The organism is Kitasatospora sp. MBT66 (genome assembly GCF_000710405.2).
GTDB lineage: Bacteria > Actinomycetota > Actinomycetes > Streptomycetales > Streptomycetaceae > Kitasatospora > Kitasatospora purpeofusca.
In genome coordinates this window covers 549,713-571,694 of sequence record NZ_JAIY01000003.1, presented here as the reverse complement: position 1 = coordinate 571,694, position 21,982 = coordinate 549,713, and the positions used below count along the sequence as shown (strand labels likewise).

At 71.9% G+C, this 21,982-nt stretch carries 30 protein-coding genes and 1 pseudogene; 23 read left to right on the top strand and 8 right to left on the bottom strand.

The genetic code is table 11. The features are described 5' to 3' along the window. Positions 1-498 precede the first annotated feature (498 nt). The 15 genes from BI06_RS04540 (at position 499) to BI06_RS54620 (ending at position 7,147) form a co-directional block, all read left to right on the top strand. The gene (locus BI06_RS04540; protein ID WP_043465241.1) at positions 499-738 is read left to right on the top strand and encodes a hypothetical protein; all 240 of its coding nucleotides are present in this window, start codon (positions 499-501) and stop codon (positions 736-738) included. 35 nt (positions 739-773) lie between these two features. Beyond that, positions 774-1,160: a hypothetical protein gene (locus BI06_RS04535; RefSeq protein WP_043465237.1), complete on the top strand. Its 387-nt coding sequence runs from the start codon at positions 774-776 to the stop codon at positions 1,158-1,160. A 26-nt stretch (positions 1,161-1,186) separates the two neighbouring features. Next, positions 1,187-2,026, top strand: a complete 840-nt coding sequence (locus BI06_RS04530) for a hypothetical protein (protein ID WP_043465234.1) — start codon at positions 1,187-1,189, stop codon at positions 2,024-2,026. A 53-nt stretch (positions 2,027-2,079) separates the two neighbouring features. Next, a complete protein-coding gene (locus BI06_RS04525) occupies positions 2,080-2,259 on the top strand; it encodes a hypothetical protein (RefSeq protein ID WP_043465230.1) in 180 nt (59 codons plus the stop codon). Positions 2,260-2,297: 38 nt separating this feature from the next. Further along, the gene (locus BI06_RS04520; RefSeq protein ID WP_043465227.1) at positions 2,298-2,606 is read left to right on the top strand and encodes an antirestriction protein ArdA; all 309 of its coding nucleotides are present in this window, start codon (positions 2,298-2,300) and stop codon (positions 2,604-2,606) included. Positions 2,607-2,720: 114 nt separating this feature from the next. Further along, positions 2,721-3,047: a hypothetical protein gene (locus BI06_RS04515; protein ID WP_043465224.1), complete on the top strand. Its 327-nt coding sequence runs from the start codon at positions 2,721-2,723 to the stop codon at positions 3,045-3,047. A 93-nt stretch (positions 3,048-3,140) separates the two neighbouring features. Next, positions 3,141-3,560 carry a hypothetical protein gene (locus BI06_RS04510; RefSeq protein ID WP_043465220.1) on the top strand — a complete coding sequence of 140 codons (420 nt, stop codon included), beginning with the start codon at positions 3,141-3,143 and terminating at the stop codon, positions 3,558-3,560. 59 nt (positions 3,561-3,619) lie between these two features. Further along, positions 3,620-3,865 carry a hypothetical protein gene (locus BI06_RS04505; protein ID WP_043465218.1) on the top strand — a complete coding sequence of 82 codons (246 nt, stop codon included), beginning with the start codon at positions 3,620-3,622 and terminating at the stop codon, positions 3,863-3,865. Next, positions 3,862-4,095 carry a hypothetical protein gene (locus BI06_RS04500; protein ID WP_043465216.1) on the top strand — a complete coding sequence of 78 codons (234 nt, stop codon included), beginning with the start codon at positions 3,862-3,864 and terminating at the stop codon, positions 4,093-4,095. The genes BI06_RS04505 and BI06_RS04500 overlap by 4 nt, the downstream gene beginning before the upstream one ends. A gap of 102 nt (positions 4,096-4,197) precedes the next feature. Beyond that, positions 4,198-4,386 (top strand): hypothetical protein, encoded by a 189-nt coding sequence (locus BI06_RS04495; RefSeq protein ID WP_043465213.1) that lies wholly within the window; start codon positions 4,198-4,200, stop codon positions 4,384-4,386. Positions 4,387-4,440: 54 nt separating this feature from the next. Beyond that, complete coding sequence (locus tag BI06_RS04490) at positions 4,441-5,127, top strand: hypothetical protein (RefSeq protein ID WP_043465211.1); 687 nt, start codon at positions 4,441-4,443, stop codon at positions 5,125-5,127. 70 nt (positions 5,128-5,197) lie between these two features. After that, positions 5,198-5,701 carry a hypothetical protein gene (locus BI06_RS04485; RefSeq protein ID WP_043465207.1) on the top strand — a complete coding sequence of 168 codons (504 nt, stop codon included), beginning with the start codon at positions 5,198-5,200 and terminating at the stop codon, positions 5,699-5,701. A 91-nt stretch (positions 5,702-5,792) separates the two neighbouring features. Then, a complete protein-coding gene (locus tag BI06_RS53165) occupies positions 5,793-6,266 on the top strand; it encodes a hypothetical protein (RefSeq protein WP_233290002.1) in 474 nt (157 codons plus the stop codon). Between the two features lie 59 nt (positions 6,267-6,325). Beyond that, positions 6,326-6,679, top strand: coding sequence for a hypothetical protein (locus tag BI06_RS04475; RefSeq protein ID WP_043465203.1), 354 nt, complete (start codon positions 6,326-6,328; stop codon positions 6,677-6,679). A gap of 48 nt (positions 6,680-6,727) precedes the next feature. Further along, entirely contained in the window at positions 6,728-7,147 is a 420-nt protein-coding gene (locus BI06_RS54620; protein ID WP_043465200.1) for a hypothetical protein, read from the top strand. Positions 7,148-7,219: 72 nt separating this feature from the next. Here BI06_RS54620 and BI06_RS50295 read toward each other — a convergent pair whose 3' ends face one another. From BI06_RS50295 to BI06_RS04455, 3 genes are all read right to left on the bottom strand, one after another. Further along, complete coding sequence (locus tag BI06_RS50295) at positions 7,220-8,209, bottom strand: hypothetical protein (RefSeq protein WP_158516380.1); 990 nt, start codon at positions 8,207-8,209, stop codon at positions 7,220-7,222. Between the two features lie 286 nt (positions 8,210-8,495). Continuing rightward, entirely contained in the window at positions 8,496-8,738 is a 243-nt protein-coding gene (locus BI06_RS50290; RefSeq protein WP_158516379.1) for a hypothetical protein, read from the bottom strand. 5 nt (positions 8,739-8,743) lie between these two features. After that, the gene (locus BI06_RS04455) at positions 8,744-9,610 is read right to left on the bottom strand and encodes a helix-turn-helix transcriptional regulator (RefSeq protein ID WP_149030259.1); all 867 of its coding nucleotides are present in this window, start codon (positions 9,608-9,610) and stop codon (positions 8,744-8,746) included. A gap of 259 nt (positions 9,611-9,869) precedes the next feature. Between BI06_RS04455 and BI06_RS49180 the strand changes: the two genes are divergently transcribed. From BI06_RS49180 to BI06_RS04425, 8 genes and pseudogenes are all read left to right on the top strand, one after another. Beyond that, the gene (locus tag BI06_RS49180) at positions 9,870-10,391 is read left to right on the top strand and encodes an ATP-binding protein (protein WP_149030258.1); all 522 of its coding nucleotides are present in this window, start codon (positions 9,870-9,872) and stop codon (positions 10,389-10,391) included. Further along, a complete protein-coding gene (locus tag BI06_RS04450) occupies positions 10,369-10,704 on the top strand; it encodes a hypothetical protein (protein ID WP_149030257.1) in 336 nt (111 codons plus the stop codon). Before BI06_RS49180 ends, BI06_RS04450 begins: the two co-directional genes overlap by 23 nt. Before the next feature lie 211 nt (positions 10,705-10,915). Then, positions 10,916-11,053: an albusnodin family lasso peptide gene (locus tag BI06_RS49175; RefSeq protein ID WP_149030256.1), complete on the top strand. Its 138-nt coding sequence runs from the start codon at positions 10,916-10,918 to the stop codon at positions 11,051-11,053. An 80-nt stretch (positions 11,054-11,133) separates the two neighbouring features. Then, entirely contained in the window at positions 11,134-12,951 is a 1,818-nt protein-coding gene (locus BI06_RS04445) for an albusnodin/ikarugamycin family macrolactam cyclase (RefSeq protein ID WP_043465186.1), read from the top strand. Then, positions 12,944-13,678, top strand: a complete 735-nt coding sequence (locus BI06_RS04440; RefSeq protein ID WP_233290001.1) for a lasso peptide biosynthesis B2 protein — start codon at positions 12,944-12,946, stop codon at positions 13,676-13,678. Before BI06_RS04445 ends, BI06_RS04440 begins: the two co-directional genes overlap by 8 nt. After that, complete coding sequence (locus tag BI06_RS04435; protein WP_082558254.1) at positions 13,668-14,237, top strand: GNAT family N-acetyltransferase; 570 nt, start codon at positions 13,668-13,670, stop codon at positions 14,235-14,237. Before BI06_RS04440 ends, BI06_RS04435 begins: the two co-directional genes overlap by 11 nt. A gap of 143 nt (positions 14,238-14,380) precedes the next feature. Then, on the top strand, positions 14,381-14,575 hold the full coding sequence (locus tag BI06_RS04430; RefSeq protein ID WP_043465184.1) for a hypothetical protein: 195 nt from the start codon (positions 14,381-14,383) through the stop codon (positions 14,573-14,575). Positions 14,576-14,650: 75 nt separating this feature from the next. Continuing rightward, positions 14,651-14,935 (top strand): annotated as a pseudogene (locus tag BI06_RS04425) (GTP cyclohydrolase); the annotation flags it as partial. Between the two features lie 59 nt (positions 14,936-14,994). Here BI06_RS04425 and BI06_RS04420 read toward each other — a convergent pair. The 5 genes from BI06_RS04420 to BI06_RS04400 form a co-directional block, all read right to left on the bottom strand. Continuing rightward, positions 14,995-16,242: an NAD(P)-binding domain-containing protein gene (locus BI06_RS04420; protein ID WP_043465182.1), complete on the bottom strand. Its 1,248-nt coding sequence runs from the start codon at positions 16,240-16,242 to the stop codon at positions 14,995-14,997. Continuing rightward, positions 16,239-17,489 carry a hypothetical protein gene (locus BI06_RS04415; protein WP_051740221.1) on the bottom strand — a complete coding sequence of 417 codons (1,251 nt, stop codon included), beginning with the start codon at positions 17,487-17,489 and terminating at the stop codon, positions 16,239-16,241. The genes BI06_RS04420 and BI06_RS04415 overlap by 4 nt, the downstream gene beginning before the upstream one ends. Positions 17,490-17,596: 107 nt before the next feature. Next, positions 17,597-18,952, bottom strand: a complete 1,356-nt coding sequence (locus tag BI06_RS04410) for a family 16 glycosylhydrolase (RefSeq protein WP_043465180.1) — start codon at positions 18,950-18,952, stop codon at positions 17,597-17,599. Continuing rightward, entirely contained in the window at positions 18,949-21,015 is a 2,067-nt protein-coding gene (locus tag BI06_RS04405) for a glycosyltransferase (protein WP_149030255.1), read from the bottom strand. Before BI06_RS04405 ends, BI06_RS04410 begins: the two co-directional genes overlap by 4 nt. A 5-nt stretch (positions 21,016-21,020) precedes the next feature. After that, positions 21,021-21,845: a polysaccharide deacetylase family protein gene (locus BI06_RS04400; RefSeq protein ID WP_051740219.1), complete on the bottom strand. Its 825-nt coding sequence runs from the start codon at positions 21,843-21,845 to the stop codon at positions 21,021-21,023. Positions 21,846-21,982 lie beyond the last annotated feature (137 nt).

Sequence of the window (21,982 nt, the reverse complement as noted above, 5' to 3'; positions counted from 1 at the left end):
GCCCTGGCGGGGCTACGGGAGGAGGCCGGCCGGGGTGCCACAGCAACAGGTGCGCGCACGCGCGCGGGGCGGCCTCCACATGTATTGAGGCGCCCCGGTTAACACCGCAGACGCCCGCGGCCTCACTCTCCGCAATCAGTACGTGACATCGAGTTCATAGCTGCTGGTCACGCTGTGTAGATGATCCAGAAGAAGAGGTCGGCCGGCGTTCGTATCGGATCTCGGCTGCTATGACGCTCCGGGCAATAAAGGAACGCGCGCGGGAGGCACCCCCCGGGGCGCCCCGTGACGACCACCGAACCGACCGACACGGGCAGCCAATTCCCTTGCAGCACAACGGATTTGGCTTCGTCTCGCATGAGCGCGCGTCTTCCTCTCTGGCGAGAACGAGCGCTTCGGTATGTGTGATGCAGGTCACGCTATCTCCGTTTGACTTGCCTGATGCTCGCCCGGCAGTGTTGCCCCCAGAACGAACCGACCGAGCGAAACGAGATCACGATGCGTAACCACATCACCCCCGCCGCCCTGGCCCTGGTCATGCTGCTGGCCGGGTCGCCATGGCAGACCCACAACTGGGGCGGGGGGCTCGCTGCGGCCCTGCTGACCGGCCTTCTGGCGCACTGGGTCCGACGGCTGCCGGGCCTGGTCAAGCGGGCCGTACAGGGCCCCTGCGAGACCCCCGCTCCGGCCGAGGAAGCCGCCCCCGTGGTCAGCGCGTACGACCGCGACCGCGCCTGACGTTCACCGCCCCGACTCACTCACTGGAGATCCCCGTGCGCATCCGACTCGCACTGTCCGCCCTGACCCTCTCCGCCCTCTCCGCGCTCGGCGGGTGGGCGGCCGGACACACACCCGCCGAACCCGCGAACATCACGGCGGACGACGTCTACGCCGTGCTCGGCGAGGGGCAGACCGTCGCCGCTGCCTGCGGACGGGGTCACGAAGCCTGCGAGACGGCCCTGAAGGGCTCCCGAGGCATGGCGCTGGCCGGACGGGCGGTGACCTTCTGGGAGGACGGCTCATGGTCGCTCACGGGCAGCGACCCGGCCAGTGAGGACGCCTACACCGCAGCGTTCAACGACGGATGGGCCACCGCGATGCAGGACGCCTGCGACCAGGGCAGCGCGTACGCCTGCAACTGGCTGACCACCACCCGCTGACCACCCGCACCACGCAAGGAACGATCATGAGCGCGACCCTGACTGACGAACTCCTCACCGCCACCGGCCAGCACTGCCACCGGTACGACTTCGTGACCCGCATGGAGTCCGAAGCGGACGGCCACGGGTGGGCCCGGATAGGCATGGTGATGGACGGCACGGGGGCCCTGTTGGAAGACGGGGAAGGCTGGCACCAGCACGAGACGGAAGCGGTCCGCGCACAGTCCAACTGGCAGGCCGCGCGCCGGATCATGGCGGACGCCGTCGGGGAGTGCGGGGAACTGTGGGACACCCTGGGTGAAGGGATCGCCTACGACGCCGATTCGTTCCTGGCCAGCGACGCCGCCCGCCGGATCGCGGACAGCCTGGCCGGATACCCCCTGCTGGACGAGGACGACCACAGCGAGCGGGAACGCGCCGCCATGGTCGAAGAGATCGAAGGCTCGCCCGTCACCCTGCCGGACGGCATCGACGGTGAGGACGTGCTCCGGGAACTCGACTTCCCGTCCCTCGGTGACATCACCATGACCATGATCGAAGACGTCCTGGAGACCCTGGGGTACGTCGCGTGCTCCGACTGTGACAAGTGGCTCACCACCATGACCACCCGGTGTGGCGAACCCCTCTGCCGTGACTGCGCATTGGAGGAGTCGCGCCCGGACGAGAGCGCCATCGTGCCGATCCCCGGTGCCGAACCCTGGCGGGCCCGCACGCTGCACAGCCTCGGCGAGCCGCTGACCGACGTCCTGACGCCCTACCTCGACGGCTACGCCACCGAGCAGGGGGCCGCGTACCGCGAGGACGTGCGCGCCATCGTGCGCGGCTCCCGCGCTGGCTACCGCGCCGTGTACGGCCGGGCCGCGTAGGCACCAGGCCCCACCCCCTCCCAACTCCCGCACCACAGAACGGCAGTACCGCCATGACCCGCATCGACATGATCAGCCTGTCCGGCTACTGGCCCAACCTGGCCAAGCTCGGCATGGACCACCCGCACGACGTGCACCCGATGTTCGACGCCTTCCGCGACATGCGCGCAGAGGGTGAACCCGGTCTCGACCTCCTGTTGGACGAACTGTTCGCCGACCCCGACAGCGTCTGATCCACACCGCCACCGACCCGACCCGAAAGAGAACCACCGTGAGCCGCACCGCCGACTACCTGACCGAGCTTGCCGAAGACGCCGGAGTCGTCGCAGAGCTGGAAGCCCTCACCGCCTACGCCGCGTACGTCGGCAGCGCTGAGTACGCCGTCGACACCTTCGAAGACGCCTACGAAGGCGAGTGGTCGACCCTGGAGGACTTCGCCCACGACCAGCTCATGGAGACGGACGCCGAGTACCGCGCCGCGATGGAGAGTTGCCGGGGCTGGCGGCCCTCACTGGACATGGTCGCGTGGGAGTGCGACTACACCCACACCGCCAGCGGGCACGTCTTCCGGTCCGTCTGAGCTGTGCCCCCCTGGTGAGGGCCCAGCGCTCCCCGCCGGGCCCCCGCCAAGGGTGCACAGACACCAGGCCCCACCCCCTCACCCCACCCCGACCGCCACCCCGGAGGCACAGCCATGCCCGTTGACCTGATCAAGTCCGCCGCCGTCGCCCAGCAGTTCACCGCGATCGTCGCGGACGTCCCGGACCACGAAGTCACCGCCGACCATGACGAGTTCGGCTGTGAGGACTGCGGCGGAGTGCTGGAGTCCGCAGCGCCCCTGTGGTTCGAGATCTACCGCCGACCCGACGGCACCCCCGGGGTCTACGTCTACGGGGTCGGCATCGAGTCGACCACCGTCAGCTGCAAGGAATGCGGCCGGGAGGCCGGGGACCACGTGTTCCGGCTGGTCGCCGACGCCATGGAGCCGTGGGACGCGGCGCTCACCGGCTTGGAGGTCTGAGCCGCTTCGGTGGCGGCCGGACGTTCTCCGGCCCCCGCCGTGGCCGCTCAGGCACCAGGCCCCACCCCCTCACCCCGAAGGAACAGCGCCACCGTGTACACCCCCACCTACACCCTTGACCTGTTGGAGCCCGCCGGAGACTGGGCCGGGTTCATGCGGTCCGGCCGCAGCACCGTTCACCCGGCCGCGCGCGGTGCCGCATGGGACGTCCTGGAGGAACTGGAGACCACCGGCGGAGCAGCCGTGGTCTACACCCTGGCCCGGGACCTCACCACCACCCCCTACGCGCTGGTCACGTGGCAGGACGGGGAACCGGTCGCGCTGATGGCCGACACGGCGAACGGCGGGGACTACGTCGTCGCCTGGGCAGACGTCAACACCGGCCGCCGGTACTGCCGGAGCTACCCGCACCCCCGCGACGCCATGGGTGCCGTCGACTCCGCTCGGACCTACGTCAACGTCCGGCTGGTCGGCTACAGCCCCAACCTGGACGAGCTGGAGTGGAAGCGGTGAGGACGGCCCGCGCCCGCCACTGACACCAGGCCCCACCCCCTCCCCGAAGGAACAGCGCCATGACCACCGCCCAACTCCAGACCATCGTTGCCCGCGTCCGCCGCCAGGAAGAGAACTGGGAAACCACCATCGCGGAGAACGTGCCCGACTACGACCCCACCGACCCCTTCCAGCCCACCGCCGACAAGCACATGGACGACTGGGACGAGCTGGACGACGAACGGGCCCACGACGCGCGGGAACTGCTGCTCGCCCTCACCGCCGAACTCGAAGGCATCATCGCCGGTCTGGAGAGCGGCCGGTGATCAGCCCCGAGGACTTCGCCCTTCTCTCGCACTGGTCGTTCGCCGACCGCGTCGGGGCCGACGTCGCCGACCCCGACGGCACGGCAGCACGGCGGCTCGCCGAGGCCGGATACCTCACCCCCGGAGCCGGGGCCGGGTACTGGCGGGTCACCCGCGCCGGACAGGCCGCCCGCTCCGAGTACACCAGGGCCCACCCCGTCGGCAGGCGCGTCGGCGGCATCCCGCTCTGACCGCCCCCGCAGGCACCAGGCCCCACCCCCCGGTCGGCATCGGGACAGCCCGAGGCCGGCCGGGCCCCAGCCCCCACACCCCATCACCCGCAGGAGACAGCTGTGCCCCGCTACACCGTCCGCATCGACAACACCGAGACCTACGAGTACGAGGTCGAAGCCGACAGCCCCGAAGAGGCCGAAGCCGAAGCGCTGGACATCTTCGAGAGCGACGAGCGCGAAGACGGCTACAGCCACGGCCACGAACCCGAGGTCCGCGACGCCAAGCCGCTGCACACGCTCGCGGCGTGACCGCGCGCCGCTGACACCAGGCCCCACCCCCGGCACCACCCGCAGGAGACACCAGTGCCCACCCCCAACCACAAGCTGACCGCCCTCCGCGCCGAGCTGCTGGCGCTCGCCGAAGGACTCGCCCAGGCCCTCGGTTCCACTGAGTGGACCGTCGACCCGCGCCGGATACCCGACTGGCACCCGTGCGCCGAAGTCGTCCGCACCGAAGACGGGGCCCGCATCCTGATCCAGCAGGAACGGCTGCGCTCCGGCCGGTGGACCCTGCACGGCGTCCTGCCCGACAGCAGCACCTACTACTACAGGCACGACATCGAAGAGGGGGACATCACCGTCACCCGGGCCAAGACCGGGGCCGACGTCGCCCGGGACGTGCAGCGGCGGCTGCTGCCCGTCCTGGATGCGGCGGTGGCGGAGATGAGCGCCAGGCAGCACCGGCACCTGACCGACGTGCACGAGGTCACCGCCGTGGCCCGCCGGTTGAAGGCCGTGCCGCTCACCACCGGCCAGCCACCCGGCGAAGCGAACAGGCGCAACGGCGAGGACAACACCCGCACCCTGCGCTGGAACCAGGGCGCGGGGACGTCCTGGACCTCGCCCCACGCCGAGGTCAAGGTCAGCCGCGCCCGCTTCAGCGGCATCGAGATCACGTGCTCGCACCTCACCCCCGACATGGCCGAAGCCGTACTCCGCGCCCTCACCGCCTCACTGCCCGCCACCATGCCCGCTGCCGAAGCCGCGTAGGCACCAGGCCCCACCCCCTCTGCCACCAGGCCCCACCCCCACCCCGTACCACCGAAGGAACACCGCCGCCGTGAGCACCACCGCCGCCCTGACCACCACGCTCCGCCTGCCCCGCGAGGACGGACCCGCCGAGACCGTCGCCGTGACCACCCCGGCCGGACGCGGCGCACAGGCCAAGCACTCGAAGGCCGTGCAGACCGCGCTGGACCTGCCGACGCTCAGCAGCCCCGGCCGTGCGGTGAAGATCGGCCCCGGTCCCCGCCCCCGGATCAAGCCCAGCAGCACCCGCACGGCGGGCGCGGGGTGGCAGCGCTGGACCGAGCCGGACGGCACGGTGCGGTACGGCGTCGCCAGCGACACCGACCCCAGCGCCCTCGGCCTGCTCCGCCCGGCCGTCCGCGCGACCCGCGCCAGGTTCCGCGTCGTCGTCCCCGCCGACGGAGGGGAACCGTTCGCCATCGCCACAGCCCCCGGCTTCCCGTGGATGCGCGACAAGGCCACCGAGATGGTTCCCGCACTGCTCCAGGACTGCCTGCCCGGCCTGCTGATCAGCAGCACCGAACTGGCTGCCTGACCCGCCCCGGTGCGGCCCGGAGCCCCCTCCGGACCGTGCCGAGCCCGGCCAGGCACCAGGCCCCACCCCCGAGCAGCAGGAGAGCAGCACCATGCCCCAGTACATCGTCCCCGTCGACCTGATCACCGTGCACGTCGTCCCCGTGCTCGCCCCCACCCCCGAAGCCGCCCAGCGCGAGGCAGAGCGCATCGTCACCGCCGACTGGGAGACCTGGTACGACCACGCCGAACCCGTCTGCGTCGGCGACGCACTCACCCCTGCTGAGTGGGACGCCGAGCAGAAGGAGGCCCCCCGGCTCGGCCTCGTCCCGATGGGCACCCCCGGCCGCCGGCCGAAGAAGGACCCCACCGTGGCCAAGCCTCGGGCGCCCCGCACCGACCACCACGCCGACGGCTCCGTGTGCCCGCCCACGCACAAGCACACCAGCTCGGGCAAGCCGCTCACCGAGGGGTGCACCGGCCGGGCCTACTCCACCGCCACCTGCACCTGCGGCTGGACCACCCGCAACACCGCCAAGGGCTACACCGACGAGACCCGCCGCCGCCACCTCGCCACCGAGCACTGAGCCCCGCTGACACCAGGCCCCACCCCCCTACCGGCCCCGAAGCACCCCAGGAGACACCCGTGCCAAGCCCCACCGGTTACACCCTCGCCTACCCGCAGACCAGTGACCGCCCGCAGATGGCCGTCCGCTTCACCGTGGCCCCCGACGCCAAGGGCACTTGGACCGTGAAGCGGCAGCCGTACGGCGCGGCCGGCCGGATGCTCACCGGGGACCAGCCCCGCCGGTACTTCGGGGACGAGGCTCGGGTCCGTGCGGAAGCCGCCTACCGGGGCCTCGTCGTCCGCGAGTGCCTGCACGTGGGGCAACTGATCGGCCTGGAGCTGGACCCCCGGGACGTCCGGTTCCAGGACGGCTGGCCGACCCTCGACGGCATGGACGCCGCCCAGTGGCTCGAAGCCCTGGGCACCGACTGACCGGGCTCCGCAGACACCAGACCCCACCCCCACCCCGAGGAAGCACCAGTGGTCACCCAAATCCGCTACACCATCGCCTACCCCGGCCACGCCCCCAGGTCCGTCGCCGTCACCGTCACCTCCGGCACCAACGGTTCACTCGTCGACTTCCAGGAGTACCACGGGCCCGACCGTGTTGGCCCGGTCGAGCCCTCACGCCCGTACACCGGTACCCAGCACCGGGTGCAGGCACAGCTCGCCTTCCGCAGGTGGACACGCGGGGAGTTCCTCCGCATCGGCCACCTGCTCGGCCTGGGCCTGGAGCGCGCGGACATCGAGTTCCCCGACGGGTTACCAACGATCGCAGGCATGGACGCCAACGACTGGATCGACGCCGCCAGCCGGCCGAGTCCCGCAGGTACCAGGCCCCACCCCAGGCTCGTCGCCCCCGTGTCGGTATGCCGAGTGTCGGACCCCGATTCGGGTTGAGTCCCACCCTTAGAGGCTATGTCTATGTTCTTTTTAGAATGTCGATCTAAAAAGACATACTGACATCGCCTCCTACGCTGTGTACCCCAACCCATCGCCCAGAGTGACCACCTCGGCGACCCCGCACCGCACCAGGAGACACCAGTGACCACCCCCGCCCACACCCCCTGGATACCTGGGGGCGGAACCTCCCTGGACTGGGGCCTGCGCAACCCCTGCCCGGTCGGCGTCGGCCCCGGCGGCTACCGGGGCGAGGGCGGGAAGGTGTGGTGCCTGGATTGTGGCGACCGCTACGCCGGCCGCCCGGCCCAGGTCGGCGACGACCACCCCCACCGCGACGACGCCTACCACGCCGCCCGCCTCCACGCCGACGACCACGAAGCCGACTTCCGCCGGTTCGTCGTCGCCGAACGCACCCGCGAGGCCCGCGAGAAGTCCGGGTGGACCACCCGCGTCTACGCCCTCGTCTCGGCGGCCTGCGGCGACGACTACAGCGGCGTGTGGTGGGACGGCACCGGCTACCGCCTCGTACCGGCCGGGGCCCGCATCGACGCCAAGGGCCGCCGCGTGCGCCGCCGCGTGGTCGAGCTGGTCATCAAGGCCGGGTTCCTCCAGCAGGACGAGCACGGCGACGTGGCGACCACCCCGGATGGCCGCGCGATGCTCCGCGCCTGGCGGCACCACCGCGCCGACCTCGCCGAGCCCTGGCCCGCCCGCCACGAACCCCAGGCCCTCCCCCCGCTGCCCGGCGGCCAGGAAGCCGCCCGCCGCCGCGAGGCAGCCCGCCAGCGCATGCTGGAGCTGGAACGCCAGGCCGCCCAGTCCCGCGCCGAGTTCCTGCGGCGGCGCGAAGAGATCGAGCAGCAGCACCAGGCCGAGCTGGAGGCCAAGCGCCACCGTGTCGCCGCCGAGCAGGCCGAGCGCGAGCGCGCCGAGCGGACCCGCACCGGGGCGGACATCCACCTGACGTGGGCCGCGGGGGGTACCGGCCGCTGGACCGTAACCGGGGCCGACCACGACCGCCGCCTCGACGTCACCCTCAACACCACCGACTTCGCCCACGACTCGTACGAGATCCGGGAGAACGGCCACTTCCACTCCCGCCACCCCTGCCTGCACCAGACCGAGGCCGCCGTGCGGCAGCTCCTCGCCGACGGAGTCGAGATCGGGGAACGGACACCAGGCCCCACCCCTGCGGCCTCCACCGAGCCGGCCGCCGTCGTGCCCGCTGGCCGCTGGCACCAGGCCCCACCCCGACGCCTCGGACCACCGGCGGCCACGGCCCGAAACGCGAAGCACCCCCGCCATCCATTGGAGACGGGGGTACCCAGGGCAGGCGCGGAGGCTACTACAGGCCCAGGGCCCGGCGGATGGCGTCGATACCGTCAGCCATGGCATGGAACTCGTCCAGGGTGTACCGGACGCCAAGAAGGTCAGGGTTCTGGCTGTCCCCCTGGTAGACCCCGATCAAGTCGCCGGCACTGTTCCGGATGGGCGCAAAGGTGGCGCATGCGCCGTTGCCCTCGCTCAGCGGCGACTTGATCCGCTCTTCTACCGGCGGAAGGACGTCGTACAGCTCTTGCTTCTCCATCAAGATCACAGTTCCTTGCTAAGGGTCTCGATCAGTTCCCGCGAATCATTCGGAGTCAACGCCTTCCCAGCCAGGTAGTCAAACCTCCGCCGCCGGGACCGCACCTCTTTCGGGTCCTCCAGAATCGCCACACCGGTTCCGGTATCCATGGTGGCCACACCCGGGTCGCCCGGGGTCGGGTAGTCCAGGACGTTCAAGTTGAGCTGGGTGGCAGCCGCCGCGCCGGCCGAGAAGGGGATGATCCGCAGCGTGATGTTGGGCCGCTGCATGGCCTCCACGAGGTGGTCGAGCTGAGCCTTCATCACTACGGGGCCGCCAACCTGGGCCCGGATGGCCGCCTCCGAGCAGAGGGCGGCCAAGACTGCCGGCCGGTCAGCACGGAAGAAGATGTCTTGGCGGCGTCGGCGCACCGTGTGCTGGACAGCAGTCTTCTCGACGCCGTTCTCCCGTTCGTGGAACTCGTCTACATCCTGCATGTACGCGTGGATCTGAAACGGCCAGGGGATCAGTGCCCCGGTGGCGATACTGACCTTGCTCGCGGGGTCCTCCAGCTCGATCAACCGGACGAGGCTGCGCGGAAGGTCGGCCAGATACTCATCCCACCAGGCGGCTTGAGAGGCCCTGGCCTCCCTGATCTCGGCGAGAAGATCGAGTCGGATGACCTCATCGACGCCATACAGGTCCAGCATCGTCATCAGCTGCTGATCAGTAGGAAGCTGGCCTCCCTTCTCCATCAAGGAGATGAGGTCCTGCGACTTGCCGAGGGCCGCACCCACCGCGGCCTGCGTGGGACGCGGACGCACGTCCATACGAAGGGTCCGCAGCCGCCGTCCAACGCTCACCATGGCACGGGACGCTTGCGCCTTCGTCACGCTCTGTTCCTCTCTGTCCAAGTCCAGCAGCAAATGTTCTGGACCGAGAGTAGCGCGCGGAGCAGTCGCTACGCCTCGTACGAGTGAAGTTTGACGGACCCTCACGAAGGGCTTGCGTACGAGCGGCTCGTACGAGGAAACTCATTCCTGCACCACCCGCTACGAGCCATCTGCGGAGTGTAGTGCGTCCGCGTTGGCGCACGGCTCCCCCCGGCCAATCCGTGGAGGAGCTGTGCAAGGACTGATCACTCACGTTCACGTGAGCCCGTATGCCGTTCTGATTCGAGCGGCGAAGTTCGAACCTGTCCCCACTGTGGTTCGGGCAGTCCGCAGGTTCATCGAGAAGTGCTGTCTTGAAGTCGGGATCAACCCGGACACACCGGTGGTACTTGCCAGCGAGCTGGCTACGAACGCGATCCGTCACGCCGGGACGCCGTTCAAGGTCACCTTTGTGGCCTTGGAGGGTCGACCGGTGTGGATCGAGGTCGAGGACGGTTCCCTGGAGCTGCCCCGGCCCCGCGCCGCTGGCCCGGACGACCTCGGCGGCCGTGGCTTCGAGTTGATCGAGGCGTTGGCCGCGAAGTGGCACACCGACCGCGACTTGAGCAAGGGCAACAAGATCGTCTGCGTCACACTCAAGGGGGACGAGGAAGATGGGTCCGGCGACGGGAACCACGTCGATACAGCCTGTACCGAAGGACAGCTCACAGCTTCGGCAGGGCAGTCGGATCTACATCGAGGCTCTTTCCCCCGAGCAGTTGCAGGACCTTGGTCAGCCTGAGTTCCCCATCCGGCTGACGATCAGCGGCATCATCGCGGACCCCAGCGGAGACCGTCCTCCGCCGGTCCTGGAGCTGCGGTTCGACCGAGCGATGTTGGCCGACATCGAGCGGCAGATTCTGGGGCTCCAGCCCTCGGCCGGCCCCGCTGCGGCACCCCTCGCCCGCAGGACTCCCGGGAAGGTCCTGGAAGCCGAACTCTCCCCCAAGCAGATCGCCGAGCTGCGAGGGAGCAACCAGACAGCGGCTCTGTCGCAACCGGAGATGGAAAGGCTCTTGAGAGGGCTGAGACAGATGGAGGTCAGCCCCTCGTGACGGTTGTCGCCGAGCCTCCGGTTCGGTCCGTGCCCGCCGCCTCGCCGCCACCGGGAGAAGTGCGTGTGCGCGGAATTCACGGTCATCGCCGCCCTCGGCGTTGACCCCCACTGCTCCCGGCCTGGTTCGGAAGGGAAGTCCGCCAGGCTGGGCCCCACCGGGAAATCCCCCGGATGGGTCGTTGCACCACCCGGCAGGAAGGAACCGAGAAATGAACGTGAACGAGCCCACCATCGCGGCCGACGAGGACGACGACGTGACCGTGATCGGCGACGCCGCGGCCCTCACCATGGGCGGCACCTCCGACGGCGGCGAGGGCAAGCGGCACGTGTACCAGTACGCCGGCTGATCGTCCCGCTGTAACTGCGGTGCGGTCCTTCGGGACCGCACCGCTCCGCGTTCTGCCATTGATCCCGAGGGGAGACCAGTATGGGCTTCGGGGGCTTCACCGGCTCCGTAGCGGCCACACCACACCCGCTGGGGGCGATACGGCTGCATCCGCAGTCGAGCGTATGGAGAGACGGCATGACGTCCACCCAGCTCCACGTGGCGCAGGGTGGCCCACCCCGTCGACTGTTCGTCCTCGGGCTGAGCGGTGCGCGCCCGGCTGACTTGAAGGTGCTGGCCGCTGGTCCCCTGCCCGCCGATCTGGCGTGGCGCTGGCCGGGGGCCTACGCGGTGGTGAGCGAAGTCGCGCACGAGACGGTGATCTTCACCGACCCGGCCGCCGCTCAGCCGGTCTACATTGCCCCGTTCGGTTCGGGGTGGGCCTGGTCGTCGTCGTCGCGGCTCTTGGCAGGACTCAACCAGGCCCCAGTCGATACGCGACGGCTCGTGACTGCGGTGTTCACGCCGCTGCTTCCCGCTCTCGTCGGGGGCCGGTCATTCTTCGACGGGGTTCAGCAATTGCCACCGGGCGCCCGCATCCGGCTCGCTCCGGGTACCCCACCCGAGATCACGAACCTCTGGCTGCCACGGCCGGACTTCGGCCCGGAGCTGGCCGGACGCCTTCGAGGCGAGCTTGAGAAGGCGGTGGGCCTGGGACTCGGAGACAGCCCGTTCAGCACTGATCTGTCGGGCGGTCTCGACTCGTCTTCTGTCACGCTCTTGGCGGCACAGCAAACGCCCGACAACGTGCGCGTCCCAGCCGTGACGGTTCACCCCGAGGGGGACGAGTCGGGGGCCGATCTTCGGTTCGCCCGGCTCGTGGCGGACTCCATGCCTGCCAGGATCGAGCACCACCTGCTGCCGACCAAACGCGAACACCTGCCCTACACGGGGATCACGGACGTGCCAGCCGCCGATGAGCCTGCCCCGTCCACGATGGCCTGTGCCGGGCTGCTTCGGCAGTTGGAATGGATGGCCGAGCAGTTCGACACCAGGCTTCATCTGACCGGCGACGGCGGGGACAGCGTCTGCTCGCAGCCGCCGGTCCACATGGCCGATCTCGCGCGGCACCGGCAGTTCCGGGCCGCCTTCGACCAGGCCGCGGGCTGGGCCCGGCTCCGGCATCTACCGCTGTCGAACATCCTCCGGCAGGCGGTCGCCGCGGCCCGCATCTCCCGGGCCGACGCCCTGACTGCGCTCGCCGAGCAGATCAGTCAGGGCTCGTCCTTGGCCACTGGCACCGTCCACTGGTTCGCGCCCATCAGGCTCCCGGCGTGGGCAGGTACCGAAGCCCTTCCGCTCGTTCGGGGTGAGGTTGAACGCGTGGCAGCCGCCCCGGACCCGCTCGGGGGCCTTGACGCCGGGGTCCGCACGGTCATTGATGAGGTTCGTGAGGTGGCTCGGACGGCTCAAGCGGATGCCGCGCTGGCGGAGGACGTGGGTATCCAGCTTCGGAACCCGTTCCTGGACGCCAGCGTGGTCAACACCGTTCTGAGCGTCCCTCTTAGATCCCGACCACCTGTGTACGCCTACAAGCCGCAACTGGTCCGAGCGATGGGTGACCTGCTGCCGCCCCCACTCGCAGGCCGTACCACCAAGGGCTCGTTCAACGCTGACTTCTACACCGGTCGGCGGGAGAATCTGGAGGCCCTGCTCGGCCTGGCGGACGGGTTCCTCGCCGCCCTCGGCCTGGTCCAGCCCCGGGCCCTTCGCCGCGTGCTGAAGCAGGCCGCAATGGGCATGCCCGTGCCGATGGGGATTCTGGACCGGACGCTTGCCGTCGAAGCGTGGTTGCTGTCGCTGGACCGCGAGCCGGAGCCGAGATGGGTTGTGGCGCAAGAGGGGGAAGGCCGTGGCTAACCCGGCTCCGTTCGTGACCATGCCTGGGCACGTCCGGGGTGTGGACTTCGGGCATGCTGTCGTCCTGGTCAACTACCGCAACGGCCAGGTAAGCGCTCTCCCCGCGTCGGCCGGCGCGGCCCTCCGCCAGGCGGCCAAGTTCGGCAGCGGCCGACATCTCCCGGTGAAGCTGTTGACCTCGCTGTTGGGCGGTGGGTTGCTGGTGGAGTCCGACCGCCCCCGTCCGTGGCGGGCCGTCCGCGAGGCGACGGCACCGGAGGCAAGCTGGGGCGGCGACGAGTTCCGGGCCGGTCTGAGTCCGCTACCGCCGGTTCCGCGTGTTCGGACGCTGGCCGCTGCCGCCGCCCTCGCGGTGGTCCACGCCGTGAAGGCCGCAGGTCCGGAGCAGGAGGCCATGGGCCGCGTTCTCAAGCTGGTGCACTCCGCCAGCACGGCAGGGCGGAGAAGTCCGGCCACCACCAGCGAAGCTGCGCAGGCAGTTCACGCCGCACGTAGCGCGGGCCGGTACTCGCCCGGACGGACCAACTGCCTTGAGGAGTCGGCCGCCGCGATGCTGCTACTTCACCTCGCGGGTAAGGCTGCGGTTTGGCGTCACGGCGTCGCACCAGACCCGATACGGTTGCACGCCTGGATCGAGACCGTTGACGGCACGACCGTCGCCGAGTCCGCGTCAGTTGGCCTGTTCACAACGATTCTTAGCATCCCCGGAGCACTCCATGTCCGTTGAACAGATGATCTGGATGTCCGCTGGCACCTGCGGGCTCGGCCCCCTTCGATCCGACCTGGCAGAGCAGTACTGGCGCTGGGAGGAAGACCCGAGTTCACTGATCGGGTTCGGCCGCCCGGTTCCCGAGTCGCTGCCGAGCCGGACTCAGGGCCTTCAGCAGCAGCTCGCCGGCAGGAACATCAGGTTCACGGTCTACGACCTCACGGACGCCGAGAACCCGGTGCCGGCCGGCATGACCACGCTCCAGCCCGACACCTATACCCGCGCCGCCGAATACATCCTCGTCATCGCGCCCGAGGCACGCGGCAAGGGCCTCGCCGCCCCGGCGACCCGGCTGACGCTGGACTTCGGGTTCCATGTCGCCAACCTCCGGTCCGTGTGGCTCAAGGTCCTCGCGCCCAACAAAACCGCCATCCGGGTCTACGAGAAGGCCGGTTTCCAGCACGTCGGCGCGATGCGCCAAGCCGGGTACTGGCGCGGCACGGTATGCGACGAGCTGATCATGGACGCGCTCGCCTCAGAGTTTTCCGGCACCAGTGCTCTGGCATCGACGGACTGACCGCCGCACCCAGCCATCCCGTGCCCCCGCCTCCTGCGGGGGCGCCCCCGTCCTGTCGCTGCCCCGCAGTCGCAGGACGGGGCCCTCTTCTCCATCCAGGAGAAGCCTGCAACCGGAAGTCGATCACCGGATAGGCTCCCCGCATGACGCCTACGAAGCAGCGGGGCCTGATGGGGCTCGAAGTCGAGATAACCCGAGGCGACCCCGATGCCCCGCGAGTGGTCTACCTGCCGTCCGAGGAGCTGACTGAAGCCGAGTTGACCATGGACCGCCTGCGCGCCTACTCGGACCAACTTCGGCAGGAAGCAGCGAGCCGCCTGGGCAACCAGTCGGATTAGGAAGCAGGTACGTAGCCGTCCACCTCGCAGTGTTTCCGCAGGTCGGGAACAAGGTGGAGAGGTGTAGCGTTACCCCAGGACTCCGGTCTCGACACCTACGACGCCAACACGGCGCTCGGACTGCCGGAGGACGGCCGCGACTACACGGCGGCCGCGCAGATGCTCGGCGCGCTCGGGGTCGACGCGATCGAGCTGCTGAGCAACAACCCGGACAAGGACGCCCAGTTGGCCGCCCTGGGCGTCACGGTCGAGCGCCGGGTGCCGACGGGTGTGCACCTGTCCGGGAGCAACGTCCGGTACCTGCGGGCCAAGGCGGAGCGGACGGGTCACTCGATCGAGCTGCCCCGGCTGGTCGGCTGAGCGCTCCCGGTGGGCCGAGCGCTCCCGGTGGCGCGGGCCGGCCGGACCGGCGGCCCCGCTCAGCGGCTCCCCGCCGGGCCGGCCGCGACCGAGCGGCTGATCCGCCGGGCCGCGAAGCCGGTGCCGCAGACGAACCGCATCAGCGGCCCGAAGGTGTCGGCGGCGGACAGCCCGGCGAAGTGGAGCCCCGGGACGGAGGACTCGAAGCCGGCCGAGAGCCGGGGCGCTCCCCCGTTGCGCCGGTCGACCGTGCCGCGCAGCTCGGACGACAGGTAGTCGAGCCGCCCGACGTCCACCCGGTAGCCGGTGGCGGCCAGCACATGGTCCACCTCCAGCTCCGGGGTGGTGCCGCGCAGACCCAGCCGCACCCCGCCGTCGCCGCCGTCCGGGCCGCCGTCACCGCCGGTCCGCTCGGCCGTCAGCAGCTCGTGCCCGGTGAGCACCGGGAAGCGGCCCTCGAGCCGCTCGCGCAGCCACCAGCCGCCGGCCGGGCCGAGCACGGTGCGCACCAGCCTGGCCCTGGTCGCGTCCGGCAGGGCGCGGAACGCCCCGGTGGCCCGGCTGAACGCGGTGAACGACCAGCCGGGGCCCAGCGGTGAGCCGGGCTTGGCCAGCCGCACCGGCCACGGGCGGTCGGCGGGGTCCTCGGAGGCCGGCGGCTCGCCGAACAGCAGCTCCCCGGTCCGCGCCACCAGGACCGGCTCGGCGCCGGCCTCGTGCAGCAGGGCGGCGCTCTCCAGCGCCGACTGCCCGGCGCCGATCACCGCCACCCGGCGGCCGCCGAACTTCGCCAGATCGGCGTGGTCCGCGGTGTGCGAGGCGAGGCCCGCCTCGACCAGGGGGCGCAGTACTTCCGGGACCCGCGCGTACGGCGGGAACCCTCCGGCCAGGACCACGGCCCGGGCGCCGAACACCTCGCCCGTGTCCAGCGTCAGCCGGAAGCCGTCCCGCACACGTTCGATCCCCACCACCGCGGCCCGCTCGACCTCGGGCACGCAGGCCCGCTGGAACCACTCGCCGTAGCGGACGAACTCGTCCAGCGGTACGGCGTAGCGGTCGCCCACCGGGGGCAGGCCCGAGGCGGCCCGGAAGTCGGCCAGGCGGTACCGGCCCGCCGGGTCGGAGATCGACGAGGCCCGCGGCAGGGACTTGAGGAACATCCCGGCCGGCATCCGGGTCCGCCAGCTCTCCATCGGGACGCCGAGGACGCGCGGTCGCACGCCCCGGCCCGTCAGGTGGGCGGCGACGGAAAGGCCGTACGGGCCTGCCCCGACGACCGCGACCGGAACGGTGTGCGGAATGGTCATGACGAGCCTCCTCCGGCTCGGGCGGTCATGGTTCCGGCGACCCTGCGGATCGCCTGACCGGTGAAACGGACGGTCATCGCGGCCGCCGGGACGAGGTCGTCGCGGCAGAGCCAGGCCCGCTCGGTGGACCGGCGCGGACGCAGGTCGGTGGGCGGGTGGCGGTCCCGCCAGAGCGCGACGGCGGCGGAGAGCGCGTCCAGCTGGCCGACGCCGTAGTACCGGTCCAGCTGGGGTCCGCGCGGGACCGGCCGGCCGGTGAGCGACAGGTGGAGGGCCCGGACGACGTCCACGCCGTCCACCGTCTCGAACAGCCGGAACTGGGCTCCGGCGCGGGGGTTGAAGTCGAGCAGCTTGTACCGGCCGTCGCGCAGGTCCAGCCGCCAGTCCAGGTCGGCGATGCCGCTGTAGCCGATCTGCCGGCAGAGTCCGGCGGCGAGGGCCGCCAGCTCGGGGTTGGCCACCGCGACCGCGCGGGTGGTGAATCCGCCCGACGGCGGGTAGGAGCGCAGCTTGCGCCCGGTGAACAGGGCCAGCGGCTCGCCGCCCGGGCCGCAGCACAGGTGGGTGATCCAGTGCTCGGTCCGCTCGTCCGGCAGGTACTCCTGGGCGAGCACCGAGAGCGGGCGGTCCGGGGGGCAGTGGCGCAGCAGTTCGGCTTCGTCGCGCACCACCGTGGCGTGGCTCACCACGGGGTGGCTCAGCCGGGTGAAGGGGGCGAGGTTCTTCAGGACCAGCGGGTAGCCGCAGAGTTCGGCGGCGTCGAGCAGCTCGTCCCGGTCGGCGGGCGCGGCGCTGTGCGGCGCGGGGATCCCGTAGCGGAGGCAGTCGGTGTACAGGGCGCCCTTGTCGGCCAGCCGGCGCGGCAGTGCCGCGGGCACCGGTGGCAGCAGGAAGTACGGAGCGAGTTCCGCGGCGTGCTCGGCGAGCAGGACGGCGGCCTCGTCGTCGGTGGGCACGGCCACGCAGCGGCGGCCGGACTCCCGGACGAGCCGGCGTCCGACGTCCGCGACGGTGGCGACCAGGCGGTCGGCGGGCTCGCGTCCGCTGGTGGGGCGGACGATCGCGCGGGTCAGGTAGCGGGAGAGCGCGGTCGGGGTGAGCCGGTCCTCCACGATCGCCCGTACCTGGACGCCGGCCCGGCCGAGGGAGCGGACGGCGCCGAGCGGCCCGTGCGCGAGCGGGTACCGGCCCACCCTGACCAGCAGGACCGGTGTGCTGCGGTCCAGTGCGGGGCTGGTGCGGTTCACGGTGTCGGCCTTCCTCTGGGGTGCTTCGGTGCTGCGCTGCCACGGTGCTGCGGTGCTGCAGTGCCGCACTAGTCCGATGCTCGGTGCTGCGGCGCTCTCCGGCGTGCTCAGTGCTGCCAGACGCCGACCCAGTCGACGTCCACCTGGGTCCGGTCGACGCCGGCCGGTGGTGACTGGTGGTAACCGACGGCCAGGTCGAGGATCAGCTCCATGGGCACGTTCGGGATCACGTTCGGGTCGGTGACCTGGAAGACCTGCACGCCGTCGACGTACCAGGTGACCGCGTCGGGTTCCCAGTCGAGTCCGAAGACGTGGTAGCCGCTGGAGAAGTCCGCCGGGCCGTGGGAGTAGTGGGCGTCGATGTTGGTGCCGTCGGGTGCCTGGGCGTGCAGGTTGAGGTCGGCGTACTGGTCGGTGTTGATGAACTCGGCGATGTCCAGCTCGGGCAGGCCGCCGCGGGTGCCGGCGGGGAGCAGCCAGAAGGCCGGGAACATGCCGGCCGCCTGGCCGGTCGTCTTGATCGCGGCGGCGAAGTACCCGTAGGTGAAGGTCTTCCGGGGGGTGCCGTCCCACTGGTCGCGGCCGGTGGAGACCATCCCGGAGGTCCAGGGGTAGGTCTTGCCGTCGCTGCCGTTCGTGGCCCGGCGCTCGGCCGTGAGGGTGAGCTTGCCGTCCGCCACCGAGACCTGGCTCGGGAGGTACCACTGGTCCTCCTGGTTGCCGGCGTTGGTGCAGCCGCCGTCGTTCCAGTCGTAGCAGGTCGCCCAGGACCCGTGGTCGAGGCCGGAGCCGTTGAAGTCGTCGCGGAACACCGAGTGCCACGGGCCGGTCGACGGCGGCTGGTCGGCCCCGACCGGCAGGGGCGCGGTGGAGGGGGCGGCGGCCGGGGCGGACGGGGCGAACAGGCTGCCGACGGCGGTGCCGTTCGCGCCGCTCCCGGTACTCCCGATGCTGCCGGTGGCCCCGCAGGCGGCGGACAGTGCGAGCACGGTGGCCACCGTGAGCAGTCGCCACCGGACCGGCGGACGCCCGTCCGGCCGACGGTCCCGGCCTCCGTCCCGGTCCCGGTGCAGTCGGCGCGAGGGGTGCGGCCGGTGCAGGGGGCGGCGCGGGAGGCGCCGCGGCAGCAGCGCCAGCACCGTGGTGAGCACGGCGAGCACCAGCACCGCGCGGGCCGCGCCGAAGGAGCCGGTGAAGAACAGCACCTCCGCGGTCAGCACCGCGAACGCCAGGCTCAGCGCGACCACCAGCCCGGCGGCGCTCAGCCGGTCCGGCCCCCGGGCCGGCCGGGGCAGCGGCCGGGCCCAGTCCGCGGCCGCCGCGCCCGGCCCGGCCAGCAGGAAGGCGGCCACCACGACGGCCCGCAACGGCACCCCGACCGGGAGCAGCTGGGCCGCGAGGGCGCACCAGCCGCCCAGCACCGGGAGGAGGCGGGAAGGGGTCCACGGTCGGACGGCGGTCATGGCGTGCTCCCTCCGGCGGGGGCGGCCGCGCCGCCCCCGGCGCCGGAATCGGTGTACTGGTAGACGACGGCGTCCTCGTTGGCGTAGACGCGCCGCAGCGTGGGCTCGGCCGCCGCCGCGGCCGCCAGGCCCTGGACGGCGGAGGCCGGCAGCAGGCCGGTCAGCTCGCAGTCGAGCACCTGGGCCCTGGTGAGGATCAGGTAGGTGGGGCCGCCGGCCGCGTTGGGGGTGGCCAGCGCGCCGCGCAGGGCGTCGCCCGGCTCCGCCGCCAGGTGCCGCAGGTCCTCACCGGCGGCGTCGCCGAGCACCAGCCGGTCGTGGGTGTCGAAGTTCAGTTCGCCGCCCGGCTCGTCGGCGGTCAGCGAGATGATCCGGGAACCTGCGGAGGTCTCGGCGACGTAGCGCACCGCCGCGACCTCCTGCGGCGTGAAGTAGTTCATCGCCTCCTTGCTGTAGTACCCGAAGAGGGTTCCGCCGAGGAGGCCGAGCAGCAGGACGGCGCAGACGCCGGTCCGCAGCGGGCCGCCGGGCCGGGTGGCCGGCCGGGGCGCGGTGCCGGGCGGGAGGGCGTCCTCCGCGCGGGTGCCCGCGCGGTTGCCCCAGAGCAGTGCGGCGGCGAGGAGGGCGGCGGCCGGGAGGGCGAACAGGTAGGCGCGGAACAGCATCTCGCCGTCGTAGGCGTTGGCCAGCAGGACGGCGATCGGCGCCACCAGCAGCGGCAGCAGGCCGACCCGGCGCACCCACCGGTGGCGCAGGGCGCCGGCCAGGGCCAGCAGGAGGACGGCGGCGGTGAGGCCGCGGTCGGCCCAGGAGGCGAGGATCTGGCCGAAGGGCGCCTCGCCGAGCCGGGCGAGGCCCGCGACCGCGTTGTGGTCCGGGGAGCCGAGGGCGGCGATCAGACCGCTCAGGTTCGCGGACACGAACGGCCGGGCGACGGTGGCGTCCCAGAGGACGGTGAGCCCGACCACGGCGGCCAGCACCGGCAGGACGGTACGGCGGTTGCGGCGGCCCAGGGCCAGCAGGAGCAGGCTCACGGCCAGCATGACCGGGGTGAGCTGGTGGGAGGAGACGATCGCGGCGATCAGGACCAGCAGCAGGGCGAACGGCGCCGCCCGCCAGCCGGCCCGGGCGGAGCCGTCGAGGACCGTCCCGAGGGCCCGGGCACCGGAGGGTCCGGCGGGGCGCGCGGGTGCGGAAGGGCTCACGGATTTGGCATCGCTCACGGATCCACCGGTCGCGGATCCGGCCGCGGCTCGGGCGAACCGGCGCCGCGCCGCCAGCCGGTGCACGACCAGGGCGATCACCGTGAGGTGGAGCAGGTAGGCGAACGCCTGCGGGGAGAAGTAGTCCTGCCCCACCCAGGCGGTCGCGCAGTAGAGCCAGATCCCGCCCCAGACCAGCCGCCGGTCGGTGGTGAAGCTCCGGTAGAGCAGCAGCAGCGGGCCGAGCAGCAGGACATTGGTGATCACGGGGTACCAGGAGGCGTACCCGAGCACGGAGTCCAGGCCGGTGGCGCGCAGGACCAGCGCGTGGAACTCGAAGAAGCCGGGCCACTGGTTGTAGACGTCCAGCTTGCCCGCGCCCGGCACCGCCCCGCCGTGGCGCAGCATGGCGTCGACGATCGCGACGTGCTTCCAGGCCCAGGCGTAGCGCAGGGTCGGGTAGAGCAGGCTGGGCGTCCCGTGGACCACCAGGATCAGGGCCAGCACATAGGCGCCCGCCCACCGGTGGCGGACCACCGGGGAGCGCAGGACGGCCACGAAGCCCACGGTGAGCAGGACGGGGGCGGCGAACCAGAGCGGGGGCAGGGCCTGCAGCAGGCCGAGGTCGCCCATCCGGGAGAGCCGGGCGTTCGGCAGCGCCAGCAGCCAGAGGGCGAGCGCGACGGGCAGGGCGCCCAGGGCGATCCAGCCGGACGGGGCGGACGGGGCCGCGGCGAGGACCGCGCGCAGCCCGTGGGGCCGCCGGGCGGGGTCGGGGGCGGGGTCGACGTGGACGGGGGTTCGGGGGGCCGGTGTCCGCGGGTCGGGTCGGACGTCTTCACGTTCCGGGGCGTCGGTCACGGCGATCACTCCTGACCGGGGCTCTTCGGTGGACCGCCGACCGGGCGGCCGAGGGCCGCGCGCAGCCGGCGGTAGCCGCGCCACGCCTTGGTGGCGGTGCTCTCGCGGTGGGGCGCGGTCGGGGCGCCCCGGAGCCTGGTCCAGTCGTCGAACACCCGTGGCGGGGTGTCGGCCCGGACCATCAGCCGGGCGATCCGCAGCGGGTCGTCGGCCGGGGAGCTGAAGAGGTTCCCGACCGCGGTGGCGGAGGTGTAGCCGGCCTGGGCGACCTTGCGGCGGACCTCCGCCCCCGAGTAGCCGTGCGGGTAGGCGAAGGAGGCGACCTCGTGGTTGAGCACGTCCTCCAGCTGGCGCTTGCAGCCGACGACCTCGTCCGTGAGCCGGCTGCCGTGGACGGTGTCCATCGGGACGTGGGTCCGGGAGTGGGCGCCGATCTCGACGCCGAGCGCGTCGAGGTTGCCGAGCTGGCGCCAGTTCAGCATCGGCGCCGGCGGGAGCAGGCTTCCGCTGCCCCGCCCCCCGGGCGGGTGGAGGGCGCCGGTGGTGACGTACAGGGTGGCGGGCAGGCCCAGGTCGGAGAGGATCGGGGCGACCGTCCAGTAGAAGTCCGCGTAACCGTCGTCGAAGGTCAGGACGGCCACTCCGGGCGGCAGCGGCGGTCCGCCGCGCAGGGCGGTGACCAGTCGGCGCAGCGGCACCACCCGCAGGCCGCTGTCCCGGATGCGGGCCAGCTGGGCGCGGAACGCGGCGGGGGTGACGGTGTACGGGGCGAGCCAGGCCGGCGGGTCGTCGGACACCGCGTGGTAGAGGAAGACCGGGACGGCGTTCACGGGGTGCCCCCGGGGAGGTCGGGCGCGGCGCCCGCGGCGGGACCGGAGGCGGCTCGACCGGAGGCGCAGGCCCGGCGGGCCGCGATCCGGGCGGCCCGGCCGCGGACCGCCGCGGTGAGGTAGCCGGTGGCGGTCAG

Excerpts from the sequence above, each read along its gene's own strand:
- BI06_RS04540 (WP_043465241.1), top strand. The coding sequence starts at position 499 with ATGCGTAACCACATCACCCCCGCCGCCCTGGCCCTGGTCATGCTGCTG.
- BI06_RS04530 (WP_043465234.1), top strand. The coding sequence starts at position 1,187 with ATGAGCGCGACCCTGACTGACGAACTCCTCACCGCCACCGGCCAGCAC.
- BI06_RS04525 (WP_043465230.1), top strand. The coding sequence starts at position 2,080 with ATGACCCGCATCGACATGATCAGCCTGTCCGGCTACTGGCCCAACCTG.
- BI06_RS04515 (WP_043465224.1), top strand. The coding sequence starts at position 2,721 with ATGCCCGTTGACCTGATCAAGTCCGCCGCCGTCGCCCAGCAGTTCACC.
- BI06_RS04505 (WP_043465218.1), top strand. The coding sequence starts at position 3,620 with ATGACCACCGCCCAACTCCAGACCATCGTTGCCCGCGTCCGCCGCCAG.
- BI06_RS53165 (WP_233290002.1), top strand. The coding sequence starts at position 5,793 with ATGCCCCAGTACATCGTCCCCGTCGACCTGATCACCGTGCACGTCGTC.
- BI06_RS50290 (WP_158516379.1), bottom strand. The coding sequence starts at position 8,738 with ATGGAGAAGCAAGAGCTGTACGACGTCCTTCCGCCGGTAGAAGAGCGG.
- BI06_RS49175 (WP_149030256.1), top strand. The coding sequence starts at position 10,916 with ATGAACGTGAACGAGCCCACCATCGCGGCCGACGAGGACGACGACGTG.
- BI06_RS04445 (WP_043465186.1), top strand. The coding sequence starts at position 11,134 with ATGGGCTTCGGGGGCTTCACCGGCTCCGTAGCGGCCACACCACACCCG.
- BI06_RS04435 (WP_082558254.1), top strand. The coding sequence starts at position 13,668 with ATGTCCGTTGAACAGATGATCTGGATGTCCGCTGGCACCTGCGGGCTC.
- BI06_RS04430 (WP_043465184.1), top strand. The coding sequence starts at position 14,381 with ATGACGCCTACGAAGCAGCGGGGCCTGATGGGGCTCGAAGTCGAGATA.
- BI06_RS04420 (WP_043465182.1), bottom strand. The coding sequence starts at position 16,242 with ATGACCATTCCGCACACCGTTCCGGTCGCGGTCGTCGGGGCAGGCCCG.
- BI06_RS04410 (WP_043465180.1), bottom strand. The coding sequence starts at position 18,952 with ATGACCGCCGTCCGACCGTGGACCCCTTCCCGCCTCCTCCCGGTGCTG.